Annotated in this window: 20 protein-coding genes; 13 read left to right on the top strand and 7 right to left on the bottom strand. The window is 43.2% G+C overall.

Going from position 1 to position 24,284, the window contains the following annotated elements; translation table 11 throughout:
- The first annotated feature begins 31 nt into the window (after window positions 1-31).
- Complete coding sequence (locus tag IPP74_04575; GenBank protein MBL0318553.1) at window positions 32-880, top strand: uracil-DNA glycosylase; 849 nt, start codon at window positions 32-34, stop codon at window positions 878-880.
- A 116-nt stretch (window positions 881-996) separates the two neighbouring features.
- On the opposite strand, the gene IPP74_04570 is transcribed toward IPP74_04575, so the two are convergent.
- The 5 genes from IPP74_04570 to flgF form a co-directional block, all read right to left on the bottom strand.
- Complete coding sequence (locus IPP74_04570; GenBank protein ID MBL0318552.1) at window positions 997-2,343, bottom strand: response regulator; 1,347 nt, start codon at window positions 2,341-2,343, stop codon at window positions 997-999.
- Between the two features lie 1,283 nt (window positions 2,344-3,626).
- The gene (locus IPP74_04565) at window positions 3,627-4,349 is read right to left on the bottom strand and encodes a flagellar basal body L-ring protein FlgH (protein ID MBL0318551.1); all 723 of its coding nucleotides are present in this window, start codon (window positions 4,347-4,349) and stop codon (window positions 3,627-3,629) included.
- Window positions 4,350-4,391: 42 nt separating this feature from the next.
- Window positions 4,392-5,099, bottom strand: coding sequence for a flagellar basal body P-ring formation protein FlgA (flgA, locus tag IPP74_04560; protein ID MBL0318550.1), 708 nt, complete (start codon window positions 5,097-5,099; stop codon window positions 4,392-4,394).
- 37 nt (window positions 5,100-5,136) lie between these two features.
- Window positions 5,137-5,925, bottom strand: a complete 789-nt coding sequence (gene flgG / locus IPP74_04555; protein ID MBL0318549.1) for a flagellar basal-body rod protein FlgG — start codon at window positions 5,923-5,925, stop codon at window positions 5,137-5,139.
- 21 nt (window positions 5,926-5,946) lie between these two features.
- Entirely contained in the window at window positions 5,947-6,669 is a 723-nt protein-coding gene (flgF, locus tag IPP74_04550) for a flagellar basal-body rod protein FlgF (protein MBL0318548.1), read from the bottom strand.
- Between the two features lie 221 nt (window positions 6,670-6,890).
- On the opposite strand from flgF, the gene IPP74_04545 reads away from it, so the two are divergent.
- The 5 genes from IPP74_04545 (at window position 6,891) to IPP74_04525 (ending at window position 10,163) form a co-directional block, all read left to right on the top strand.
- Window positions 6,891-7,481 (top strand): flagellar basal body-associated FliL family protein, encoded by a 591-nt coding sequence (locus IPP74_04545; protein ID MBL0318547.1) that lies wholly within the window; start codon window positions 6,891-6,893, stop codon window positions 7,479-7,481.
- Window positions 7,482-7,493: 12 nt separating this feature from the next.
- Entirely contained in the window at window positions 7,494-8,549 is a 1,056-nt protein-coding gene (fliM, locus tag IPP74_04540) for a flagellar motor switch protein FliM (GenBank protein ID MBL0318546.1), read from the top strand.
- Entirely contained in the window at window positions 8,543-9,052 is a 510-nt protein-coding gene (locus IPP74_04535; GenBank protein ID MBL0318545.1) for a hypothetical protein, read from the top strand. Before fliM ends, IPP74_04535 begins: the two co-directional genes overlap by 7 nt.
- Complete coding sequence (locus IPP74_04530) at window positions 9,052-9,816, top strand: hypothetical protein (protein MBL0318544.1); 765 nt, start codon at window positions 9,052-9,054, stop codon at window positions 9,814-9,816. Before IPP74_04535 ends, IPP74_04530 begins: the two co-directional genes overlap by 1 nt.
- 113 nt (window positions 9,817-9,929) lie before the next feature.
- The gene (locus IPP74_04525; GenBank protein ID MBL0318543.1) at window positions 9,930-10,163 is read left to right on the top strand and encodes a hypothetical protein; all 234 of its coding nucleotides are present in this window, start codon (window positions 9,930-9,932) and stop codon (window positions 10,161-10,163) included.
- Between the two features lie 240 nt (window positions 10,164-10,403).
- Here IPP74_04525 and IPP74_04520 read toward each other — a convergent pair whose 3' ends face one another.
- The gene (locus IPP74_04520) at window positions 10,404-12,836 is read right to left on the bottom strand and encodes a penicillin-binding protein 1A (protein ID MBL0318542.1); all 2,433 of its coding nucleotides are present in this window, start codon (window positions 12,834-12,836) and stop codon (window positions 10,404-10,406) included.
- A gap of 36 nt (window positions 12,837-12,872) precedes the next feature.
- Window positions 12,873-14,384, bottom strand: a complete 1,512-nt coding sequence (locus IPP74_04515; GenBank protein MBL0318541.1) for an N-acetylmuramoyl-L-alanine amidase — start codon at window positions 14,382-14,384, stop codon at window positions 12,873-12,875.
- A gap of 439 nt (window positions 14,385-14,823) precedes the next feature.
- On the opposite strand from IPP74_04515, the gene IPP74_04510 reads away from it, so the two are divergent.
- The 7 genes from IPP74_04510 to IPP74_04480 all read left to right on the top strand — a co-directional run bounded on the left by IPP74_04510 (window position 14,824) and on the right by IPP74_04480 (window position 24,283).
- Window positions 14,824-16,830, top strand: coding sequence for an Rne/Rng family ribonuclease (locus tag IPP74_04510; protein MBL0318540.1), 2,007 nt, complete (start codon window positions 14,824-14,826; stop codon window positions 16,828-16,830).
- Between the two features lie 66 nt (window positions 16,831-16,896).
- Window positions 16,897-18,255: a 3-phosphoshikimate 1-carboxyvinyltransferase gene (gene aroA, locus IPP74_04505; GenBank protein ID MBL0318539.1), complete on the top strand. Its 1,359-nt coding sequence runs from the start codon at window positions 16,897-16,899 to the stop codon at window positions 18,253-18,255.
- On the top strand, window positions 18,252-18,923 hold the full coding sequence (locus IPP74_04500; protein ID MBL0318538.1) for a (d)CMP kinase: 672 nt from the start codon (window positions 18,252-18,254) through the stop codon (window positions 18,921-18,923). The genes aroA and IPP74_04500 overlap by 4 nt, the downstream gene beginning before the upstream one ends.
- 148 nt (window positions 18,924-19,071) lie before the next feature.
- Complete coding sequence (locus IPP74_04495) at window positions 19,072-20,808, top strand: 30S ribosomal protein S1 (protein ID MBL0318537.1); 1,737 nt, start codon at window positions 19,072-19,074, stop codon at window positions 20,806-20,808.
- Between the two features lie 19 nt (window positions 20,809-20,827).
- Complete coding sequence (sppA, locus tag IPP74_04490; GenBank protein ID MBL0318536.1) at window positions 20,828-21,751, top strand: signal peptide peptidase SppA; 924 nt, start codon at window positions 20,828-20,830, stop codon at window positions 21,749-21,751.
- A 25-nt stretch (window positions 21,752-21,776) separates the two neighbouring features.
- Window positions 21,777-22,058 (top strand): integration host factor subunit beta, encoded by a 282-nt coding sequence (locus IPP74_04485; GenBank protein MBL0318535.1) that lies wholly within the window; start codon window positions 21,777-21,779, stop codon window positions 22,056-22,058.
- A gap of 158 nt (window positions 22,059-22,216) precedes the next feature.
- On the top strand, window positions 22,217-24,283 hold the full coding sequence (locus IPP74_04480) for an AsmA family protein (GenBank protein MBL0318534.1): 2,067 nt from the start codon (window positions 22,217-22,219) through the stop codon (window positions 24,281-24,283).
- Window position 24,284: the final 1 nt, after the last annotated feature.

Genomic DNA, 24,284 nt, shown 5'->3' with positions numbered 1-24,284 from the left:
CAGCGCACGATTAGTTTCATGGTATCAGGCAATGGGGGTGGATGAAGTCATCGCTGACATCCCTGTGCCTTTATTTAATCCAAAACCTGTGTTTATACCACCGGTGGTGCAGGCTCCTGTCGTGCAGACGCTTGCGGCCGCCCTTACACATGTTCTTGATTCGCAAGCTGATACTACCAAGGAACGTCAGCCAGCACCTACTCCAGCGCCATTGATATACCCGTCTGCAGCAGCCGTATCGCCCTTTACGGATGGCCCGTCTGCGTCGCGCAAGCTGGCCACTGACCTGGTAGAAAAAGCCTCAAGCATTGATGAGTTAAAAGCCTCCCTTCTTGCATTTGACGGATGCAGCCTCAAAAAAACAGCGACTAACACAGTCTTTTCAGATGGAGTGCCAAGCGCTAAAATTATGCTCGTGGGCGAAGCGCCTGGTGCCGATGAGGATCAGCAAGGCATTCCTTTTTGTGGTGTCAGTGGTAAGTTGCTTGATAAAATGCTTGAATCAATTGGACTGAGCCGTAAAACCAATATTTATATCAGTAACACTCTTTTTTGGCGACCTCCTGGCAATCGCAATCCATCGGCTGATGAATTGTCGATATGTGAGCCATTTGTGCAAAAACACATTGCCCTGGTTAAGCCGTCATTGCTTATTTTATCGGGAAGTGTTGCAACCAAAACGTTACTTAATACGCCGCAGGGCATTACTAAATTGCGGGGGAAATTTTATGAATACTCTAATCCTTACCTGGAAAAACCCATCAAAACCGCCATACTCTTCCATCCCTCTTATTTATTAAGACAGCCATCCCAAAAACGTGAGGCATGGCAGGATTTGTTGATGATTAAACATTATTTGCTGGCGCATCATTTGTTATAATGGAAAGCCACGACTAGAATCTTCTTGGATAGCAAAATCTCATCTCTGTCCACGGGGAGTAGCTTGATTCTTTAGCATGAATCTGGGGTGGAAAGGGACTCGATAAATCATGCATCTTACGCTTCGGATGTGTCTTCCTTCTCCAAGGATACTTCTTTTACTTTAGATGCTAATTGTTTAAGCGTGAATGGCTTGGGCAGGAAGTGATATTTTTTGCGGATTTGGAACGATCCTACCAATCCTTCCTCAGCATAACCGGAGATGAAAATAATCTTGAGATGCGGGAATATCCGTTTGGCTCGCTCAACCATGGCAGGGCCATTGAGACCCGGCATGACGACATCGGAAATAATAATCTGGATATCTTTGCCACGTTTTTCAACGATGGAAAGCGCAGCTTCCCCCGTTCCAGCTTCTAAAACTGTGTAGCCTTTATTGGATAAAGCACGTGCTGCAAATGCGCGTACTGCAGCTTCATCTTCCACCAGTAAAATAATGCCTTCACCGGTGAGGTCATTATTTAATGTGCTGGTACCTAGATTGGTAGCTCCTGAGGTTTCCTGTTTATCACCTTGCTCGTCTCCTGCTTCGGCTATATGTCTTTTGAACAAAAGGCTAAAAATAGTGCCATTGCCAGGTGAACTTTGGACAATAATATGTCCGTCAGTTTGCTTGATAATGCCGTAAACAGTAGCCAGTCCTAGTCCGGTTCCTGATCCAACTTCTTTGGTAGAGAAGAAGGGTTCAAAAATTTTAGTGATAATATCTGATGGGATACCATGACCGGTATCTTTGATTTGCACCAGCACAAATTCACCTGCGATAGCTTTGTCATCTGCCGTAGGCATCACCATGTCTGGAGTAATCAAAAATTCTTTGCCGATGGTCACATTTTGTGTAGTGATCTCAAGTTTTCCACCATCATTCATCGCATCCCTGGCATTAACTGCCAGGTTAATAATGACTTGTTCAAGCTGGCTTTGATCTACTTTTGCTAACCAAATATTTCGTTCATGGTGCATTTTTAATTCTATGTTTTCACCAATTAAACGGCGTAGCAAATTCGTAAGTTCACCTAGAACATCCGTGATATCCATGACCGTTGGACGAAGTGTCTGCCTGCGTGAAAATGCCAAAAGCTGCTGCACGAGGTTAGCGGCGCGCGTAGAGTTTTGTTTGATTTGCATGATTTCAACAAACGATGGGTCACCAGCAGGATGCTTTTGCAGTAACAAATCACAAAAACCAAGCATAGCTGTCAGCAAATTGTTAAAATCGTGGGCAATGCCTCCGGCAAGCTGGCCAATAGCCTGCATTTTCTGGGTTTGATTCATGCGTTGTTCCAGCTCTTTACGATCGGAAATATCAATAAAGAAAAGAATATATTTACGTGAACGATGTTCTTGCGAATGGCCACTGATCTGATTTGCGTAAGCAAAAGTAGGAATAATGCCTCCTGACATAAAATGTAATTCTAAAGGGAAAGGTTGGGCATGGCCTGCCAACAACGAATCCACCAGGTGGCGTGTATTGAGATGTGCAATATCCTGAATTTTTATGGGGGTCGTTTGTGATTCATCCAATTTTAATAAATCACGGAAGCTTTTGTTTGAACAGATAAGGGAGCCATCTTCATCGATGATAATACTGGCAATGGGAAAAGATTTTACACATTCTTCAATCGTTGAAGTATCCGCAGTATAGGAAGGAGACGCGACCGTTGCGGTCGTTGCCGGAGCAAGTATTTCTGCTTTAGGAGGTAAAAAATAAACAGGAGAAAGCACCAGACAAATACGAACCTTATGATCGTCTATTGTTTGTCTGACGCTGTGCACACTTCGTTCGACTAATTCACCATTTTTTTTATGGAATGACAAGGTTCCATGCCATGCTGGTGCAGACAAAATATCCTTGATACTGGCTGGATCACTGGCAAAATCCAACAGGTGCGTTTTTGAAAATGAATGGTTGTTGGGGTAACCCAATAAAATATGTAAGTAGGAATTATGGTAGGTAATGACTCCCTCGGCATCCAGTATCAGGCAGGCTGTGTCGAGCACATCGAGAATTTCAGTGGTATTATCAACGCGATTAGGAAGATGGTGGCCAGCAATAAAACAATATCCTGAAGGGCGTGTGATCGGTTTGACAAAAAGCGTGAATGGTTCAACGGTGATTTCTTTTGGTTTTTGTGGCGTAAGAGCAATACTTAATCGGCATTCAAGTGCTGAGACTTTACCGGAATTGATAGCATTAATAATCAATTCTCTGGTTGGTTGTTCAACGGCTGGATTATCCACTAGTGCAGAAATACCCGTATGGCCGTCATGCAGATCTTGATTAAAATACTGAAAATAATCCTCATCGGCATACACGATAGTTCCATCCTGGCGTACAATCAGGCTGAAATTGGCATTAAGGCGTGAAGCACTAGCAAATAAAGCCGACTGGAACTCGGTTGCCATGATGATATCATTCATGTGCATTTGCCAGTAAAGAATCACGACGTAAAGGCCTGCAAAAATTGAAAGACTAGTGTAAAAGAGAAACGGATTGCCTTGATCAAACCAAAAATAAAGTGCGGTCAGTAGCCCAAAAATTCCAAGAAATAACATGGTTATTTTATAAGTCTCAACTCCGTAAAAACGACGTTTGAAATCTGTCTTAAAATTTTCTCGATGCTCTACGTAACGACGATGCATGAATGTTCTCCCTCTCGATCATTCTTCTTATTGTGCTAGAGTTTTTAGAAAGGTGCAATAATATCTAACAGCTGCGTACCATATCGCGGTTGTTGGACATCTGTGATTTGTCCGCGTCCGCCGTATGAAATACGGGCTTCTGCAATTTGATCGGCACCAACTGAATTTTCAGAACTGATATCATCAGGCCTGACGATGCCATCAATGGTGATTTCGCGAACTTCAAAATTGATACGTACTTCCTGTTTGCCACGAATTACCAGATTGCCATTAGGCAAAATCTGGGTTACCAGTGCGGCAATTTCGGTCTCAAGATTTTCTCCGCGTTTAACGGCACCATTGCCCAAATTATTATTAGAACCACTGATATCAAGTAAGGAAGTAAGATCCTGTTTGCCGGGCATTAATTTGGTAAGACCTTTATCAAGCCCTAAAATATTGGGGGCTCCTAAGGTTTCTTTGGTGGTGCGGTTACGTGTGCTTTGGTTGTTTAATTCAGCTTTATCTTTAAATTTTACCTTCACCTTTAAAATATCGCCAATCCGCCTGGCCTTCTGATCCTGGAAAAAATAGCGAGAATTATGTTGCCATAGCGAATTGGCCATACGGGGTTGAGGAGTCTGCAAATCTTCCTCTGGCCATTCGATCTTTTTATCAACGCCTTCGGCAAATGCATTTTCGATGGGGTGCATCTGTGGGGTATCGCCTACATGGTTAAGCCTGTCCAGCGCAGTTTGACAGCCAGATAGGGTAAAGATCAGTGACATACATGATAGAACGGAATAAAAAATGGGGTAACGTTGCATGGTTTAACCTGATGTTGGAATAAGGACGGTATGCTGGTCATCAACAATACCCATGAATTCTTTTTTGCTTTCTGCGTTTTTCAAACGGATGCGATCGCCTTTTGATCCATCTTCAAGTGCAATAGCCTGTGATTGAAGAGTGAGATTCTGTGTTTTATAGAGAATCGTTACCAGGTCATTGCGTTTGACTAATACTGGTTGTTCGATGTCTCGGGTGCGGACCCATTTTCCTTCTGCAAGCGAGCGTTTGGCAACGCTATTGGTTATCTGCGACATTTGGGTGGCAGTGTCGTGAGGAACCGTTGACGTTTTTACCCATTGAGTGGTGAGGGATTCTTCATGAATGACTTGACCTTTTTCAATCGGTATTTTTACCAAGGGCACCTGTTTCCACGTATCATAGCTACCTTTCAAATGATCTGCCGGCAAGGAGGAGGATTCACTGGCAGCAGGATAGGTTATTGTGATATCAAATGTATGTTTTGAACGATCCACATGATTCACAGCAAGCACTGGTTGATCCAGTGATTGAGACAAAGTGGCGGGGGTATGATCAAGATGAATGCTAATGCGGTCGGCACCTATCTCATCGGCAATAGCCGTTGAGATTTGTTCTTCAAGCTGAGACTGATGCTCGCTTCCTTCAGCCAAAGCGGCTTCGGAAAGCATAAGCATCATCCCCCATAATCCCACAATACATACCTTAATCATAGATCCCCCATATGCCAGTATAGCAAATTTATTCAACTTAGTTACGAATTTCGTTGATCGTTTTCATCATATCATCGGAAGCCGAAATAACTTTTGAATTAAACTCGTATCCTCGCTGTGCGGTAATAAGATTAGTCAGCTCTGTGACCGGGTCAACGTTAGAGGCTTCAAGATAGCCTTGCAAAAATGTTCCTGCTCCTGCATCGCCAGCCGTAATATCAATGGGAGGACCAGATGCCGCTGTTTCGCGGAAGAGGTTGTCACCAATGCCTTCCAATCCTGCTTCGTTGATGAAGGATTGAAAATCAATTTTACCGGCACTGGTTGCGGCGTTTTGTCCCATCTGTAAAACAGATACTTCACCCTGTGGGCTGATGGTGACATCGACCGTATCGCCAGGTATGTTAATGCCTGGCGATAGTTTGTAACCTTCCGGTGTGACGAGGTCGCCATCGGTATTGGGTTGGAACGATCCGGCACGTGTATAGGCAAAATCGCCAGTAGGTAGTTCAATTTTAAAGAAACCGCGACCTTGAATGGCGACGTCATATTTTCCACCAGTTAGGTTCATGGTCCCTTGCTGAAAAATACGATAGACTGATCCGGCATTTACACCAAGCCCCAATTGAATGCCTGCAGGAATAACAGTGCCAGAATCAGATGTATTGGTTCCCGCACGCTGAACATTTTGATACAGCAAGTCCTGGAATTCAACTTCCTGCCGCTTAAAGCCGTTCGTGTTAATGTTGGCGATATTGTTCGATATTACCTCCACATGGAGCTGCTGGGCTTGTAGTCCTGTTGCTGCTATACTAAGTGATCTCATGGCCATCGTGTGTTTCCTCTTCTATTGTGATTGTGATAATTTTTGAACTGCACCGCGTTCCATTTCATCAGCAGAACGAATTAAATTGCTGAGTGTTGTAACGCTGCGGGTGGTTTCGAGCATGTTGGTCATTTCCTTGACCGGAATGACATTGGATTCTTCAAGTACTCCCTGAGTTAAACGCACGTTTTCGTCTTGGGGTAATTCCGGTTGGGCTGTTCGATAAAGTGTATGGCCTGCTTTTTCCATTAAATGTTCATCATTAAAATGAACAATGCCAATTTGGCCTCGCTCTTCTTCTCCTACTTTGATCAAGCCATCTTCACAAATTTTGAATTGGGAATCTTCATCTTGGAACGTAATGGGTTGATTATTGGGGTCAAGAACACGATAACCTTGTCCCGTGACTAAGGCACCGGTTTGGTCAATTTGGAAGCTTCCTACACGGGTATATCGAACGCCTTGTGGTGTGCTTACTTTAAAATATCCAGGACCATTGATAGCAACATCCAAGTCACGATCGGTTGTTTTAAAGCTGCCAATGGAAGGATCTATAACGGTAGCCACATCATGACTGAAGGCAATTTTTTCCCCCTTGGATTGCTTTATCAGATAGGTATCAAAAAGCATTTTTTCACCGCGGTAACCGAGTGTGTTGCTGTTAGCAATATTATTCGCAATGGTCTCCTGCTTGCGTGCCAGGCTTAATTCACGAGAAAGAGCAATATAATTTGTATTATCCATATCAATCTAACATTTGTTTCAATCACAGGATAACAAGCAAGAATCATGCCAAGATGGGAAGCGTCTGGATAAATAATGCGCTGTGAGAAAGTGCAAAAACCGGATTGATTGTTGTTCATTAAAAATTTGATAGGAAAAATTTGAATTTCTTTTTATGATAGATAAATCGGGTGCAGATATGTAGTGATATAAAATTAGTTATAAAGTGAGAAGAGGACGCAATGGCAGATCATGAAGATAAAAAAGAATTAGATGAAAGCAATGCTGGCGATAAAGAGGGGCATTCTCAGGCGGGTTCGAGTAAGAAAAAGCTTATTATAATAGTGATTGCAGCTGTGGTTGTGTTAGGTGGTGCTGTGGGGGGCGTGTTGTTTTCCGGTGTGCTTTCTAGCAGTAAAAAGGAAGACTCTTCTTCGGCCAAACATGAAAAAGCGGCTACGGAGAATCATGGTGATAAAAAGGGTAAAAATGATAAAACATCAGACCGCCTTCAAGCTGGTCCGGGAAATGTTTTCTATTACGATATGGATGAATTCATTGTCAATTTGAATACAGCCCATAAGCAACAATCGTTTTTGAAAATGAAAATTGCACTTGAATTACCTGATGATGCTCAAGTTGCGGCTATCGAAGACAATATGCTTAGGATTCGTGATATTTTTCAAATTTATCTTCGTGAATTACGTCAGGAAGATTTAAGAGGTTCCGCTGGCATGTACCATTTACGTCAAGAGCTCTTGCTTAGATTAAATAAAATCGTGTATCCTGCTAAAGTGAATGATATTCTTTTCCGAGAATTTTTTGTTCAATAAGAGAGGTGGGGGATGGGAGAAGAACAGATCAAGCAAGCAACATCAGAAGGTATCGCTCCGATCGAGAGGATGATGGATGGGGATGCACAGCCTACTCGGGCAATGCGTCAAGATGAGATTGACCATTTATTAGGCCTTGATGCCGGAGGTCAAACGGAAGGACAGGTTGTTGGCATTCAAGCAATGCTTGATAAAGCCCTTTTAACCTATGAGCGCTTGCCAATGCTTGAGGTGGTCTTTGATCGTTTTGTTCGCATGGCGTCGACCAGTATGAGAAATTTTACGGCAGATAATGTCGAGATTGAAATTGCTTCTATTACCTCCATGCGTTTTGGTGATTATATTAATTCTATTCCGATGCCATCATTGCTGACGATGTTTAGGGCCATCGAGTGGAATAATATGGGGTTGATGACCATTGATACAGCGCTTGTTTATTCGATGGTGGAAGTCTTGTTTGGCGGCAGAAAATCAACGCAACCGATCAAAATTGAAGGCAGGCCTTATACGACGATTGAACAATCGATCATGCGTTATGTTTCGGAATTGCTGCTTATTGATATTGGTGCGGCCTTTGACCCGCTAACTCCGGCTACTTTTAAATTTGAACGGTTAGAAACCAATCCACGCTTTGCAACCATTGCAAGACCGGCTGATGCTGTGATATTATTACAGTTGCGGGTGGATATGGAAGAGCGTGGCGGTAATATCGAAATATTATTTCCTCATGTGACGCTTGAACCAATCCGTGATTTATTGACCCAGGTCTTTATCGGCGAAAAATATGGTAATGATACGGTATGGGAAGCGCATGTGGAGCGTGAAATAGGCCACTCCAAAATGCAACTGGAGGCTGTACTTCACAGTAAAATGGTGAATCTTTCCGATGTTGCTAATATCAAAGTTGGTAGTACACTGGTACTGGATCATGCTGTTGATGACGATATTGCCATACGCTGTAAAGGTGTGAATGTTTTTTATGGTAAGTTAGGTCGCATGGATGATCATGTGGCGGTGCAGATTGATAAAATTATCGACAAAAAACTCAGGGAATCAATTGGATGTTAATTCTAGATCTCATCATTTCGGTCTTGTTAGTGTGGACCATTATTTTTTGTTGGCAACTCAACAAAAAAATTGCTTCAATTCGTGGCAGTAAAAAAGCCCTGGAAGGATTTGTGGGCAATTTTGATCGGGTCATCGGTGAGGCTGATCGGATTTTGCGTGATCTAAAATCGATTGATCGCGATACCAGTGAACTGCGTAGGTCTATTGATAAAGCCCAGCATCTTATTGATGAGTTGTCTATCGTCACTACCAGTGCTGTGCGTGTGGCCGACCGTTTGGAGCGTTCCATCGTTCAACCGCAACAACAAGCCAAGCCTGCCACGGTTACTCCGCCTGTACGCAATGGTTTATCGGCAATACTTCCCATCTCTGAAATTAAAACAGTTGAAGATGACCATCAAAAACAACGCCATGTGGCTATCGAATCGTTATTACAGCAGATTGCCAAAGCACGACAATCGTCACGATCGATTACCGAGCAAGCACAATCAGAGGATGCTTAATGAAAAACCGCCATATTCCTCAGAACATACGATTATTACCGCTGGTCATTGGATTTTCGGCCATGTTGTTGGTTGCCAAGATCGTCGACGTTTCGTTGGGATCAGGCTTCTTTACTCAGGAGTTTCTGGTTTCAGAGCTCCATGCAAAAGTATCGGAAGATTCTGCGCCAACACAAGATATCAAAAAAGCAGCCCCGACTGACGCTGCAGCCACACCAGCTGCTTCAGCCACGGATGCTAACCTGAATGAGGGGGGGGAAAAGTCACCACAGTTGGTATCAACCAATGCGGTATCCAATGGTGCGTCATCTATAAATTCGCCCTTAAGCCAGCAAGCTCCTCAAGAGCAACCAACCATTGATGTCAAGCTGCTGCAAAGCCTGGCAGATCGGCGCAAGCAATTAGAAGACCGTGAGAAAAATTTATTACTCAAAGAAACATTGCTGGCCAGTACCGAAGAAAGGGTTGACCAACGTATTAAAACGTTGGAACAACTGAAAACTCAGGTTGACGATCTATTAAAACAATATAATGAAAAAGAGGATGCTAAGATTCGCAGCCTAGTCAAAATTTATGAAAATATGAAACCCAAAGATGCTGCTAAAATATTTGATCAAATGGATATGCCTATTTTATTGCAGGTCGTTGATAAAATGAAAGAAGCGAAAGCAGCGCCGATATTGGCTAAAATGTCGCCGCAGCGTGCAAAAGATCTGACAATTGATCTCGCGCTGCAGAAAAAATTACCTGATACCATTCAATAACATGGCTAGGACATGCAAAGCCTGTTTGTTTTGCCTATAAATCACGAACCCACCATGAAACCAATTGAACTGGTGGAGTGTGTGATTGAGGATTCAAGCAAGATCAGGAAAGTTTGCGTGGCTCTACGCTAACGGCTGGCAATGATATTAACATCAAGGCCCAAGATAATATCGGTATTGCCGTAGAAGCCGACCGCGGTTATAAATCCAGCTACGTGTATAAAAAGGACAGCAGTTTCACTGGCGGACTTTCTGGCATGAGTTTTGGGGTGAGTTACCAACAAACCAAAGACAGGATCAAGCTACCAGGAAACCTTACTACCCTCGATGATGGTAGCCGGCCATGACCATTACGATGGATGTTTAAACACTCCCTACCGTTCTTGTTCTTCTTGGATCGTAAGATATGACAGGAATATACCCAATCTCCGCAGGACACCCAAATCAAATTTTCTCAATCAATAACAATTGAGTTTGCTGGTTCTTCACTTTCTAGGATTATCATTTATACGTTAACAGACCCACCTTTTGGTGGGCCAATTGGGGGAGAACACGTCAAGAATCCTGTGAAGTAAGACCTGATGCTGCTAATAAATTCCCTCTGTATCGTGCGGCAATGAATTATCAGAAGGAACGGGTGAGTCACTATCATGACCAGTTACATTCACCGGTGTGGTGCTTTCTCCTAAAGGATTATTCTTGGACTTGAACGCTTCATACATAATATTGCTCTCTGGTGTATCAGGTCCTGGCACTTGGCCTGTTAAACGGTCAATGCGGACCAGGCTGATTCCCTCTGGAATACGAAAGGGAATATCTGATTTGTCTTTAAGGTAATGTTCCATGAAATCAATGAACACAGGAAGGGATACAGATGCGCCTGTTTCCTTTTTTCCAAGCGTTTTGGGAATATCATAGCCAATATAGGTGCCAACCACAATATCAGGGGTGAAACCAATAAACCAAGTATCATAACTATTATTTGTTGTACCGGTTTTCCCACCCACCGTTTTACCTAATCGCAACGCTGCCATGGCTGTGCCACGTTTTACGACACCTTCCATCATGGAGATAACCTGATAGGCAGATTGAGGATCGGTAATTTGCTGGCGGTCATCGGCAAGCACAGGGGGGAATACCCCTGTTAATTGGTTTACTTCTTTAATGGAGCATTCATCGCACAGGCGATTATCCCGGCGAAAAATAGTCGCTCCTTTGCGATCCTGGATACGTTCAACAAGTATAGGTGAAACGCGTTTGCCACCATTGATGATCATCGCATAGCCGCTGGTTATACGAAGCAAGGTTGTTTCGGCAGCGCCTAATACCATAGAATAATTAGCCGCTGGGTTATCGAGTACGCCGAATCGTTTGCTGATTTCAACAATGCTGTCCACGCCTAACATTTGTGCCAATTGCACAGTCATGGCATTACGGGAAGCCTCTAACCCTCGACGCAGTGGTGTTGGGCCAAAAAACTCACCGGAATAATTTTTAGGGCGCCACATCGGAAGGCCAGGACCTTGATCTAATTCTACCGGACTATCAACGACAATCGTTGCTGGAGTAAATCCTTTTTCCATCGCTGCCAGATATACAAATGGTTTGAAAGCAGATCCAGGTTGTCGCATAGCCTGTGTAGCGCGATTAAACTGCGTGTCTTTTGAACTAAACCCGCCGACAAGCGCTTTTACCTGACCAGTATGGGGATCCATCACAACCACAGCTCCATTTACTTCTGGAATTTGTTGTAGCGTATAGACCGGAGGAGTTAAGGCAAGGGTAGATGGTGATGTAGCGTGAGGCAAGACTGCGGAGACCGCAATAATATCACCTGGATGAAGAATGGAGGCCGCAGAAGGATTTGCTTCATGGCTTGCCCATGTCATTTGTGAAAGCGGAATGATCCCGGTTTTCTTATCCTTAAAACCAATGGTTGCATCTGCTTGCGAAACACTCAGGACAATCGCTATTTGCCAATCGTTGTTAATGGAGTAATTATAACGCTGTAATTCCTGTGCCCATGATGAACTAAGAGGAATATGCTTAAGTGGGCCACGCCACCCCTTGCGATGATCAAAAGAAATGATCCCTTTAATAAGCGCTTGGGTTGCCTGTTCCTGGAGAGTGGGGTCAAGATTGGTATGTACCGACAGCCCACCTTCATACAGAATTTTTTCACCGTATTTTTCTAACAGGCGTCTTCTGACTTCTTCGGCATAAAAATCAGCTTTTACGATTTCATGTTGTTCACGTGAGCGTAACCGTATAGGTGCTTCTATTGCAACCTGATAGGCTTCTTTGGTGATATATTTTTCATCAAGCATACGCGACAAAACCCAGTCTCGCCTTTCTTTAGCGCGCTTGTAATTGCGATAGGGGTTAAATTCTGAAGGTGCTTTTGGCATCGATGCCAGCAAAGCCATTTCTTCGGGCGTAAGTTCATTGATGGATTTATTAAAATAATTAAGTGCCGCTGCGGCAACACCATAAGAGCGGTTTCCTAGGTAAATTTGATTGAGATAGAGCTCAAGGATTTGTTCTTTACTGAAACTGCGGGTAATACGGACGGCCAGCACAGCTTCTTTGACTTTTCGTTCCAGTGTTCGCTCATTGCTTAGGAGGAAATTCTTTACGACTTGCTGGGTAATAGTCGATCCTCCCACCATTTGACCTTCGCGCCCGTAATTCATGATATTGGTAACGCCAGCGCGAAAGATACTGTACATATCAATGCCGCTATGCTGAAAGAAGTTTTTATCTTCAGCGGCAAGAAACGCATGGATCAATTGCTGTGGGATTGCATGGATGGAGACATAGAGTCTATTTTCTTTGGCATATTCTTCCATCAATTTTCCATCGGCTGCATAAAGCCGACTGACAATGGCAGGTTGATAGTTGGAGAGCTGATTATAATCTGGAAGGTCTTTTGTGTAATAAAATAAGACGCCAACAATGCTGATCCCCCCAGCGACAATGGCTAGAAAGATACTCAGGATAAAAAACTTAATCCACCGCAGCATTATAACACCCCTCTGTTGATCTTATTTGATACACTACTGTTTTTCACGTTCTTCTGCAAAATATTTATTAATGGCTGTGGTTAACGAATCGATGAATAACGAGCGGTATTTTGCTGTTTTTAATAACATTTCCTCATTTCGGTTTGAGAGATAACCCATTTCAATGAGAACCGAAGGAATATCAGGAGCTTTGAGGACTCTGAAGCCGGCCGATCGATTGGCATTACGTAATAAGCTGATATGCTTGCTCAGCTCTGATGTAATCAATTCGGCAAAATGGATAGAATTATTCTGGGTGTCACGTTGAATTAAATCGATCAATATGTCGGTTGCATCTTCATTTTGGTCGGGAAGATCCAGTCCAGAAATCGCATCATCCTTATTTGCCTTGTTTGCAAGACGTGCGGCTTCCTGGTCGGAAGCATTTTCCGAAAGGGTGTAAACGGAAAGCCCATGAGTAAGGGGATCATTATGAGAATCGGCATGAAGGGCTATGAAAAGATCGCCATGTTCCTTATGCGCAATAGCAACCCTATCGCCAAGTGTGACAAACACGTCAGTACTTCGGGTCATCACCACGCGATATTTTCCGGTTTTTTCCAGTGCCTTTTTTAGGCTTAAACCATAAGTAAGTGTTAAATTCTTTTCCCAGGATTTACTCCGTCCCTGTGCGCCAGGATCTTTGCCTCCATGCCCAGGATCGATCACAATAACTGGTTTATAAGGGGCGCGTGCCCTTCCTACTCGTAACGGTGCTACAGGTTTTAAGGCAGGTATGGGTATAAAATGTCCGCTTGATGATGAATGGTTAGAGGCTGATTCTGTTACCGCATTCTTTAAAACAGGGAGTGGGATATGGTGTTGCGAAGAAAAAACAGCGCGGACTGCATCTTTGGGAGGAGGGGGCGCAGATGATGAACGTGCATCAAGTTCCTCATAAGGGTTGGCCGGGATAGGGATATATAAAGAAGGATCCTCTTTGATATTCCCATCATACTCAACTGGAGGATTTTTCTTTTTGGGTTGGCTCTCCTGTTGAGGAGATGGTATTGCATTGCCGGATTGAGAATGTTTAGTCGTGGTTGCTTCTAACTCTTTACCCTTGATAGTCATTGAAATTACAAACGGCTCCGTGGATGTATTATTTTTATTGGAAAGGGTCCAGGAAAGATTAGGCGTATTCACGTCGAGGACGATTCTTGACTCATGATCGTTTTTATTGCGATACCGGATGGATTGGACAAAAGAAGGATTCGGTTGGTCCACGGCAAGTGATGCAGGCCAGGTAGCACCTTTAACATCGATAACAATGCGATTGGGATTCGTTAATGAAAAAACGTGGAAATCGACGCGTTCTGAAAAACTGAAAGTGAGCGTTGATGGTCGAGAAGTATCCCATTGGTAACGAAGTAAATCTGCCTGTGCCCATTGTGGAAAAATGAGGAATGAACACAGCAAAATAAGCAGGCTAATTGCGCGGAATGAGTTAAAGCTTAACCTATTGAACAATATGGATAATGATAGTGATATATCAGGTTTTTTCATACAACCAAAAATAATGTTTGTTTGTGAGGCCATAAACCGGTACAATGCGAGGGCTATACCCTTGAAGTTGAAAACGAAGGGTATATATACCTTTATTTAACGCTGAATACAACGTTGAAACAAATTAAAGGTGTCTTTTGAAGCTGGCGTTAGTCTTTTTCGTAATGAAGACGGCGTGTTATATCCAGTTTTAGAAGGTGCTTAGGGAGCCATGCAGCAATGTGTGGCATTGGTCTAAAAATTTAAAGCAGTGTGATTTGGTGCGATTTCAGGTGCCGGACACAGTGACAACAAAAGTAGCGCATATGTCTGTGAATAAACACACGTCGGTTATAGAGTGCGGTAAAAGAGTTGGCCCTGTAGCGTTTGCCAGATGGCTGCTTGCTGGTGGAGGACATCTGATGTTTTCCGGCAGATTTTCCAGCTATGGAGATAACTTATGGCAAAACGAATTCTTGTTGATGCTATCTATCCTAATGAAACCAGGGTTGTCATCGCCGATAACAACCGCATAGAGAATTTTGATTATGAGACGGCTGCTAAAAAGCAGTCAAAAGGAAATGTATATCTTGGAAAAATAACGCGGGTTGAGCCATCACTTCAGGCTGCTTTCGTTGAATATGGTGAAGATAAGCATGGCTTCCTTCCCTTTTCTGAAATACATCCTAATTATTATCAAATTCCCGTGGAGGATAAAGAGGAATTGCTGAGCGAAGCGATTGGCTCATCTTCATTTGATGACGATGATGATTCGCATGACAATCATCCGCCACTTGGTGTTGAAAATCTGTCTGATTCGCCAGCAGCTGGTGATGATTACCATGCCGATCATGCTGAAGAATCCATTGCTGAAGATGAAAGCGCTCGTGAATCTGATTCTGGTGATGATGGCGAAGGTGAAGAAGAGGGCGGTAGGGCTGTTTTTAAGCGTTCGCAAATTCTTCGTCGTTATAAAATTCAGGAAGTCGTAAAGCGCAATCAAGTCGTGTTGGTTCAGGTTCTCAAAGAAGAGCGCGGCAATAAAGGAGCTACATTAACCACCTTTATTTCGTTGGCTGGCAGATGTTGTGTTTTCAAGCCAAACAGTCCGCGTCAAGGCGGTGTTTCGCGCCGGATATCTAATCCAGAAGAGCGTCGTTATTTAAAATCGGTGCTGCAAAACGTGAATATTAAGGAAGAAGGTAGTATCATTATCAGGACTGCCGGAGCCAGCAAAACAGAACAAGAATTGCGCCGAGACTATGAATATTTGTCGCGCCTGTGGGAAAATATTGTGGAGCATACGATTTCGTCATCTGCTCCTGCTTTCATCCATGCGGAAGGGGATTTGATCAAACGCGCTATCCGTGATCTATGTGATGATGATGTTGACGAAATTCTCATCGAAGGTGAAGAAGCCTATAAAGCAGCGCATGAGTTTGCTAGAATTATTATGCCTTCAACGTTATCGCGGGTGAAGCTGTATAAAGGTAAAGTCCCTATTTTTACGCGTTATCACATCGAACAACAGATGAATTCGTTTTTTGAAAATAACGCGCCATTACCATCGGGCGGTTATCTGGTTATCAATCAGACAGAAGCGTTAACGGCTATTGACGTAAACTCAGGTAAATCAACGTCTGAACGGAATGTTGAAGAGACAGCGCTTAAAACCAATCTTGAGGCTGCTCAGGAAGTGGCACGACAATTACGCCTGCGTGATCAATCGGGACTGATAGTTGTGGATTTCATTGATATGATGGAATCTAAAAATCGACGCTCTGTCGAGCGTGTATTGCGTGATTCCTTACAGCAGGATAGGGCGCGTATCCAAATTGGACGCATCAGTTCATTTGGTCTGCTTGAAATGTCGCGTCAGCGTTTGCGTCCGAGCTTTATTGAAACGAACACCATTACGTGCCCACATTGCAAAGGTAATGGACGGGTTATGGCGCCATCTACGGTGGCGGCTATGTTCCTGCGTTCAGTTAAGGCGGAAATTTCCAAAGGTGAAGCGTGTGAAATTGTCGGTTTTGTCCCCGCTACGGTTGGTTTTTATCTTTTTAATAACAAGCGTTATGAAATCAGAATGCTGGAAGATGAATATCAAAGCCGTATTACCCTTGAGTTTGATACCAACCGCGTTGATGATTTTAGATTAGAAAGACGTAAATTGAATCGCAGTCGATTATTACCAAAAGAACCATTGACCCAAGGTATCTGGTCTGAACCTATTGCAGAAGCGGCAATCGATGGGGCAGATAATGATGGGGATGACCATGAGGATTTTGTTCCTGTTGTCAGGCATTCTGAACATAGGGCAGCCCCCAGAGGGAAACGCCGTAATGCGCCTGCTGCAAAACGTCAGGAGCAGAATATTCCAAAACATGGTGGTCGTGCAAAACAGCCTTCTAAAGCGAAAGCACCCTCTGTTATTAAGGGATTATGGCAACGTCTCATTGATTAATAGACTGAGTCAGTTTTAATCGGCAGTGGCGATGAGCCCAATGTAGAAAAATCCGGAGAAAGAGTTATGAGCAAACATGACTTGTCTACACTATGTTATTTGCGTTCTAGCCCAGGAAAAAAACTGGAAGGCATGTTGAAAGTTCCTGGGGACAAATCTATTTCCCACCGCTCTCTTATTTTTGCATCGCAAGCTGTTGGCCATTCGACAATTGAAGGATTGCTCGAAGGCGACGATGTGTTGCGTACAGGCGATGCCCTTAAAAAATTAGGTGCGGTTATTGAGCGCGATGATGATGGTATCTGGCATGTGGATGGTGTTGGTGTTGGCGGCCTTTGTGAACCAAATGATATATTGGATTTGGGTAATAGCGGTACGGGTGCTCGGCTATTAATGGGCTTGGTATCTTCCTATCCATTTAAAACTTTTTTTACCGGTGATGCTAGTTTACGTAAACGTCCAATGAAGCGAGTCAGTGAGCCTTTGGCAAAAATGGGTGCGGTCTTTCATGCAAGAACGGGTGGATTGCTCCCAATGATGGTGGAAGGGGCTGCTCAGCCTATCCCTATTGAATATACATTACCTGTTGCATCAGCTCAGGTTAAATCAGCTATTTTACTGGCGGCGCTGAATATTCCTGGCACTACTTCCGTTATAGAGCCGATTTTAACCCGTGATCATACAGAAAAAATGATGCGTTTCTTTGGTGCCGATATGACCGTAGAAGACCATAAGCCAAGTTCAGGACGGATTATTTCCATTCATGGTCAGCCGGAACTTAAACCTCAGCGTATTAGGGTCCCCGGTGATCCTTCGTCGGCGGCTTTTATCATCGTGGCAGCACTTATCATACCTGGATCAGATGTAACCATTCAAGGTGTCGGTATGAATCCACTTCGAACTGGATTATTCATCTCACTTCAGGAAATGGGTGCAGATATTACCTGGCTTAATCAACGAGAAGAGGCCGGGGAAGATGTGGCAGATATCCGTGTTCGTTACAGCCAGCTTAAAGCGATTGAGGTTCCAGCTGAACGAGCCCCATCGATGATTGATGAATACCCCATTCTTAGTATTGCAGCGGCTTTTGCTAACGGCAGAACGATCATGAAAGGCCTCCACGAATTAAGGGTCAAAGAAAGCGACCGTCTTACTGCCGTGGCTGAAGGGTTGAAAGCGTGTCAGATTCCACATGCTATACAAGACGATACATTGGTGGTTGAAGGAACCGGAACACCGCCGCAAGGGGGAGGAAAAGTGAATACGCATCACGACCATCGCATAGCTATGTCATTCTTAGTATGCGGTATGGCTGCACAAAAACCAGTGACGGTGGATGGAGCTGAAATGATTCAAACCAGTTTTCCTGGTTTTACTCATTTGATGCAGACCTTGGGGGCTGTAATTGATAAGGTTGACTCATGAGCCAGGAAAAAATCCCTTTTGTACGGCAACCATTTGTCGTAGCTATCGATGGACCTGCGGCCTCTGGCAAAGGAACCTTAGCCAGGCGCTTGGCGCGATACTTTGATTTACGTTATCTTGATACGGGTTCCTTATACCGGGCGGTTGCGGCTAAAGCTATTCAACTGGGGGTCTCGTTTGACCATGTTCAACACATAACACAGGCAGCGAAACTCATTACAGAAAGTGATTTACGATCCCATTTGTTGCGTTCTGAAGAGGTTGGGCAGATGGCTTCAAAAGTTGCAGCGATCCCCGAAGTAAGAGCTGCGCTTTTGGCTTATCAACGTGAATTTGCGTATACGGGTGCTGGTGCTATTTTAGATGGTAGGGATATCGGCACGGTGGTCTGCCCAAACAGTGATATAAAGCTATTTGTGACGGCATCGCTAGAAGCGCGGGCGATGAGAAGATATAAAGAGTTGCATCAAAATGACAATTCGGCTATATATGAACGTGTTCTTCAGGATTTACGAGAACGGGATGTGCGCGACCAAGGTCGTGCAGTAGCCCCGTTGGCGAAGGCGCAAGGGGCGGTTGTAATCGACACAACTGACTTGGATGCAGATGCTGTTTTTGAGCGAATAGTTGCCTTAATTCATTCAAGCTTACAGGGCAATATTTCTTAAAGGGTAGGCTTCTTAAGCGCCGCAATATTCTTGTAAAATCCAGAGGCGTATGTGTGAGGATGGGCAGTTATATTCATGCTACCCATCTTTGTTGTTTTAACTTTTTAGTGGTTTAGGATGTTCATCCTAAATGTCGGAGTAGTGTTGCATGGCAGTGTCAAAAGCCCAAGATTTTGGATCATCAGAAAATTTTGCAGAATTATTAGAGCAGAGCTTTATAACAGAAAGCAAAGAAGGCGAGGTTGTTAAAGGTCGCGTTGTTGCGATAGACAATAAAGTTATCTTCATTGATGTCGGATTGAAATCCGAAGCGCAGGTGCCTCTTAAAGAATTTGGTTCTACTCTTTCTGAACTTAAAGTGGGCGATGATATTGATGTTTTCCTTGAGCATATCGATAGCCGCAAAGGTGGTACTGTTGTTAGTCGTGAAAAAGCATTGCGCGAAGAGGCGTGGGAAAGGCTGGATAAATTATTTGCAGCAGCAGAAAGTGTTAATGGCGTCATTTTTGGACGTGTAAAAGGTGGCTTTACGGTTGATTTAGGTGGCGTTGTTGCATTCTTGCCTGGTAGCCAGGTTGATATTCGTCCTATTCAAAATATTTCACCACTTATGGGAATTGAACAGCCGTTCCAAATTCTTAAAATGAGCCGTTCTGAGGGCAATATCGTTGTGTCTCGTCGTGCTGTACTTGAAGAGTCACGCAAAGAGGAGCGTAACAAGCTTCTGGGTGAAATTGAAGAGAATCAAATCCTTGATGGTATCGTTAAAAATATCACCGATTATGGTGCGTTTATTGATCTGGGAAGTATCGATGGATTGCTCCACGTTACCGATATTTCATGGAACCGTATTAACCATCCATCAGAAGTGCTTTCTATCGGACAAACCATTAAAGTACAGGTTATTAAATTTAACAAAGAAACCAAACGTATTTCGCTTGGCATGAAACAGCTTGAAGGTAATCCTTGGCAAGGTATTGATGCGCGTTATCCGAAAAATTCTACCTGCAAAGGGATTGTCACCAATATCACTGATTATGGTGCATTTGTTGAACTGGAAGCGGGTATTGAAGGCCTTGTGCACGTGTCTGAAATCAGCTGGACCAAGAGCAATGTTCATCCACGCAAATTGCTGAGCATCGGTGAAGAAGTCTCTGTAAAAGTGCTTGAAATTGATCCTGAGCGTCATCGTATCAGCCTGGGTATTAAACAAACTCAGGAAAATCCATGGGAATTATTCGCTAACAAATACCCTGTAGGTACTGTCGTTGAAGGCGAAGTGAAAAACGTGGTTGAATTTGGATTGTTTGTTGGTCTGGAATTCGGTATTGATGGACTTGTCCATATTTCTGATGTGTGCTGGTCAGGTAATCCAGAAGAAGAAATACGTAAATTCAAGAAAGACGAAAAAATTGAAGTGAAAGTATTGGCGCTTGAAGTTGATAAAGAGCGTATCAGCCTTGGTATTAAACAATTGGCAGATAATCCAATGGCTGGAGCTATTGATAAAGTAGAGAAAGGTGCTACCGTTACCTGTGTTGTTAAAGAAGTAAATGACGAAGGTATCGAAGTGCAAATTTCTGAAGGTGTCAGTGCCTTTATCAAAAAAGTAGATTTGTCTCGTGACCGTGTTGATCAACGTCCTGAGCGTTTTGCAGTGGGAGACCGTGTTGACGCTAAGGTAACCTCGATTGATAAAAATAACTTCAAAATCGGCGTTTCAATTAAAGCCCTAGAAATGGATGAGCATAAAAAAGCAATTGCTGAATATGGTTCAACCGATAGTGGTGCAAGCCTTGGCGAAATCCTTGGTGCGGCTTTAGTCAAAAGCAAAGAGAAGAAAAAATCGGCAGCTGGTGCTGATGACGCATCTGCTGAAGCCTAGTTTACGCATAGGGTAATGTATGGTGTTAATGGCTGATGCTATTCTCGATCGAATGAAGCTTAAATCGCAACTGCAGCGCTGGCGTTTTGTCGCTATCGCAGCAGTTGCCTTTTTGGCGGCGATGGTCTTTCATCCCTTTGGTAAACATGGGGTTGATGGAGGATTGACACATGGCCTTACATCGTACATTGCCCGTATCGATATTGAAGGGATTATCTACGAGAATCCCCACTGGCAGGAAGTGATAGGCGAAATCGCCGATGATAAAAGTGCTAAGGCATTGCTGGTTTACGTGAATAGTCCAGGTGGTACGCTTGTTGGTGCTGAAAATTTATTTAATGAATTAAAATACGTCCGTTCTAAAAAGCCTGTGGTCGTCATTATGGGTGACTATGCGGCATCGGGTGGTTACTGGGTGTCGATTGCAGCAGATAGAATCTTCGCTCGTGAAGGAACCATGACTGGTTCAATTGGTGTGATAATGCAGACCCCTGAAGTAACGGGGCTTATCGACAAGATCGGTATTAAAATGTATACCTTTAAATCTTCGGAATTAAAGGGTTCTCCTTCTCCTTTTGAGAAAATGACGCCTCAAGTTGAGCATGCTGTTAATGACATGATCCTTGATGCCTATAATATATTTGTTGAGCATGTGGCTCAATCACGAAATTTTTCAATTGAAGAAACAAAAAAACTTGCAGATGGTCGGGTTTATTCAGGTCGTCAGGCAGTAAAGCTCAAATTGGTTGATGCTATTGGTGGTCAACGTGAGGCCATTGAATGGTTAACGAAGGAGAAGCAGATTGAAGCGACTATAGACATTAAGAAAGTGTCTCTTGATGAAGAAAAAACGGTCATGGATCAGCTTTTTTCATCCATGGCGTCTGCCGCCGGATTTAACTCGCAATCCCTTAGATCGGGATTGTGGGCAATGTTACAGTAACGTATTATGAGTCGATGAGGAATCTATGACAAAATCGGAGTTAATTAGAACTTTGAAAATCAAGTATGCGCATTTATCTGAAAAAGTTTTAAAAACATGTGTTGATCTTTTTTTTGATGAAATCCAAACGGCTTTAAAACAGGGCCGTAGAGTTGAATTACGTGGCTTTGGTACCTTGGTGCCACGTGATAGGGATGAACGCGTAGCGCGTAACCCTAAAACAGGTGAAAAAGTGATGCTAGGTAAACATAGAACCACCTATTTCAGAGCTGGAAAAGAATTACGTGAACTGGTGAATCAAGAATAACGGGTGTGGTGACGTGTCCTCTCTTTGAAGATCGACATGCACTGCTGTGAGTTATAGCTAATAATCATATTTTAATCGCCATTTGCTAACTAGACAAATATCCTAACTGTCGTATACTTACCTGAGCGAATATTGTTGCTCATTGATAAGGGTCGGTTATGAGAAAGTTTTTTTTGTTCACGGGTGTTTTCATTTTATTTCTCGTCGCAGTCGTTATCGCTGTACCGTTTGTGGTTGACGTTAACAACTATAAAGGCAAAATTGAGCAAATCGTACTTGAGAAGACTCATAGAGAGCTCCATATTAATGGCCCTATATCTTTAAGAGTATTTCCTTCGATAGCACTTAAAATGAAGGATGTAACGCTTGGAAATCCACCAGGATTTGAAAAAGGAGAATTCGCAACCTTTGACCAATTGGTGGCAATGGTTAAATTAAAGCCTTTGCTAAACAAAGAAGTCAAAATAACCAAGATTGAATTAGTGAAGCCCATCATTCATTTGATTAAGGTTAGTGATGATAAGGTGAATTGGGATTTCAACGATCTTAGCACGAAAGAAGAAGACAAGAAAGACAGCGACAATAATAATGTCTCTTCCATTGATATTGACGAATTCACGATAGAAAATGGGGATATCCATTACAGTGACAAGACAAAGAAGAAAATATACACCGTTTCTGGGTTGGATGTGAACGTGACTAATTCACTCGTTTCTGGATTAGAGGCGCATGTCTCTTTGGATTGGAATGATCAAAAATTAGAATTGGACGCGAAAACATCATCGTTAGATTCGATTTTGGCTGATAAAGGAAATTACCCACTTAACCTTGATATTAAATCGCCGTTGCTTAAATTGAAATTTGAGGGAAACACGATTGTTCAGGAAAAACTAGCCTTAGATGGAAAATTGGATGTCTCCTCTCCATCGGTTGCTAAATTAAAAAATTGGCTTTTAGTCGTCAGTGATAAACCAGATCCTGATATGAATAAGCCATTGTCTCTGGGATGCTTAGCTCACCTTGCCGCCGAACGTGTTGCTTGTAAGTCACTTGCTTTGAGTTTGGCAGGTATCACACTAAATGGTGACCTATCTGCGCAATTTCCAGAAGGCAAGAAAACCAGTTTTCAGGGTAATATACATACTGATTCCATTAACTTGGACACGTTGATGGGCAACAAACCTGCCACAGCTACACCAGGATCTGCAGAAAAAGAAGGTGATTGGAAACAAAAAGAAGTTCGTATTTCAGGGCTTGATAAAGTAGACGGTTCACTTCGTTTTAGTGCTGGAAGTGTTATTTATCGTAATTTAAAGATCGGTAAAGTGAGTGGAGCCTTGAATATTAAAAACCAAGTTTTGTCCCTGGTTCTTTCTGAAGTTAATTTTTACGGTGGAATGGTGAAGGGTAATCTCGACCTCAATCAGCAGGCAAGCACGCCTTCCTACAGTGAAAATTGGGATATTAAGCATGTGGCTTTAGGCAATGTACTCAAAGATTATATGGGTAATGATCGTTTCTCTGGAACCTTAGATGCGGTGATCCAAACCAAGGGTGTTGGAAAGACTTATGGAAGCCTGATGTCTTCCGGCGAGGGCAATGCCCATTTCTCATTACGAGATGGTTTCGTCCGGGGCATTAATTTGGCACAAATAGCTAGAACCGTGACAGCCCCCTTAAGCTCAGATAAAGAATCCGCTAAAACTGATTTTTCTGAAGCCCATGCAAGCTTTGTTATTCATAAAGGAATTGCCCATAACGAAGATATGACGGCAAAATCGCCCTTCATTCTTGTTAAGGGAAGTGGAGACATTGATCTGGGACGTGAATGGATTAATTATTTGGCGGAACCCTCGCTCATTGCTTCTACGCAAGGGCAGGGAAGACTAGGAGAAAGCAAAGGATTAACAGTACCTGTGCGCATTGAAGGGCCCTGGGCAGATCCTCACATTCGATTGGAAATAGCTCAACAAGTGGTTAAAGACTTGCTGGCAGATCCAGCTAATATCGGTAAAACACTTAAAGGTTATAAAGAATCCACGAAAGGGTTAGGAAAAAGTCTTAAATCGGGTATTTTGGGCGGATTAGGTGGCTCAAAAGAAGCACCAGCGGATGCAACACAAGGATCCCAAGGTTCTAGTGAAACAGCGCCAACTCCTGAGCAAAAACAGGATCAGGAACCTAAAAAGAAAGATGCGGTGAAAGATCTGTTGAACATGTTTTAGG

It is taken from the genome of Alphaproteobacteria bacterium, assembly GCA_016722515.1.
Classification (GTDB): Bacteria; Pseudomonadota; Alphaproteobacteria; order Rickettsiales; family JADKJE01; genus JADKJE01.
This window is presented reverse-complemented; position numbering and strand designations above follow the sequence as displayed.

Excerpts from the sequence above, each read along its gene's own strand:
- IPP74_04575 (MBL0318553.1), top strand. The coding sequence starts at position 32 with ATGGGGGTGGATGAAGTCATCGCTGACATCCCTGTGCCTTTATTTAAT.
- IPP74_04570 (MBL0318552.1), bottom strand. The coding sequence starts at position 2,343 with ATGTCAGGAGGCATTATTCCTACTTTTGCTTACGCAAATCAGATCAGT.
- IPP74_04565 (MBL0318551.1), bottom strand. The coding sequence starts at position 4,349 with ATGTCACTGATCTTTACCCTATCTGGCTGTCAAACTGCGCTGGACAGG.
- flgA (MBL0318550.1), bottom strand. The coding sequence starts at position 5,099 with ATGATTAAGGTATGTATTGTGGGATTATGGGGGATGATGCTTATGCTT.
- flgG (MBL0318549.1), bottom strand. The coding sequence starts at position 5,925 with ATGAGATCACTTAGTATAGCAGCAACAGGACTACAAGCCCAGCAGCTC.
- flgF (MBL0318548.1), bottom strand. The coding sequence starts at position 6,669 with ATGGATAATACAAATTATATTGCTCTTTCTCGTGAATTAAGCCTGGCA.
- IPP74_04545 (MBL0318547.1), top strand. The coding sequence starts at position 6,891 with ATGGCAGATCATGAAGATAAAAAAGAATTAGATGAAAGCAATGCTGGC.
- fliM (MBL0318546.1), top strand. The coding sequence starts at position 7,494 with ATGGGAGAAGAACAGATCAAGCAAGCAACATCAGAAGGTATCGCTCCG.
- IPP74_04535 (MBL0318545.1), top strand. The coding sequence starts at position 8,543 with ATGTTAATTCTAGATCTCATCATTTCGGTCTTGTTAGTGTGGACCATT.
- IPP74_04530 (MBL0318544.1), top strand. The coding sequence starts at position 9,052 with ATGAAAAACCGCCATATTCCTCAGAACATACGATTATTACCGCTGGTC.
- IPP74_04515 (MBL0318541.1), bottom strand. The coding sequence starts at position 14,384 with ATGAAAAAACCTGATATATCACTATCATTATCCATATTGTTCAATAGG.
- IPP74_04510 (MBL0318540.1), top strand. The coding sequence starts at position 14,824 with ATGGCAAAACGAATTCTTGTTGATGCTATCTATCCTAATGAAACCAGG.
- aroA (MBL0318539.1), top strand. The coding sequence starts at position 16,897 with ATGAGCAAACATGACTTGTCTACACTATGTTATTTGCGTTCTAGCCCA.
- IPP74_04500 (MBL0318538.1), top strand. The coding sequence starts at position 18,252 with ATGAGCCAGGAAAAAATCCCTTTTGTACGGCAACCATTTGTCGTAGCT.
- IPP74_04495 (MBL0318537.1), top strand. The coding sequence starts at position 19,072 with ATGGCAGTGTCAAAAGCCCAAGATTTTGGATCATCAGAAAATTTTGCA.
- sppA (MBL0318536.1), top strand. The coding sequence starts at position 20,828 with ATGGTGTTAATGGCTGATGCTATTCTCGATCGAATGAAGCTTAAATCG.
- IPP74_04485 (MBL0318535.1), top strand. The coding sequence starts at position 21,777 with ATGACAAAATCGGAGTTAATTAGAACTTTGAAAATCAAGTATGCGCAT.
- IPP74_04480 (MBL0318534.1), top strand. The coding sequence starts at position 22,217 with ATGAGAAAGTTTTTTTTGTTCACGGGTGTTTTCATTTTATTTCTCGTC.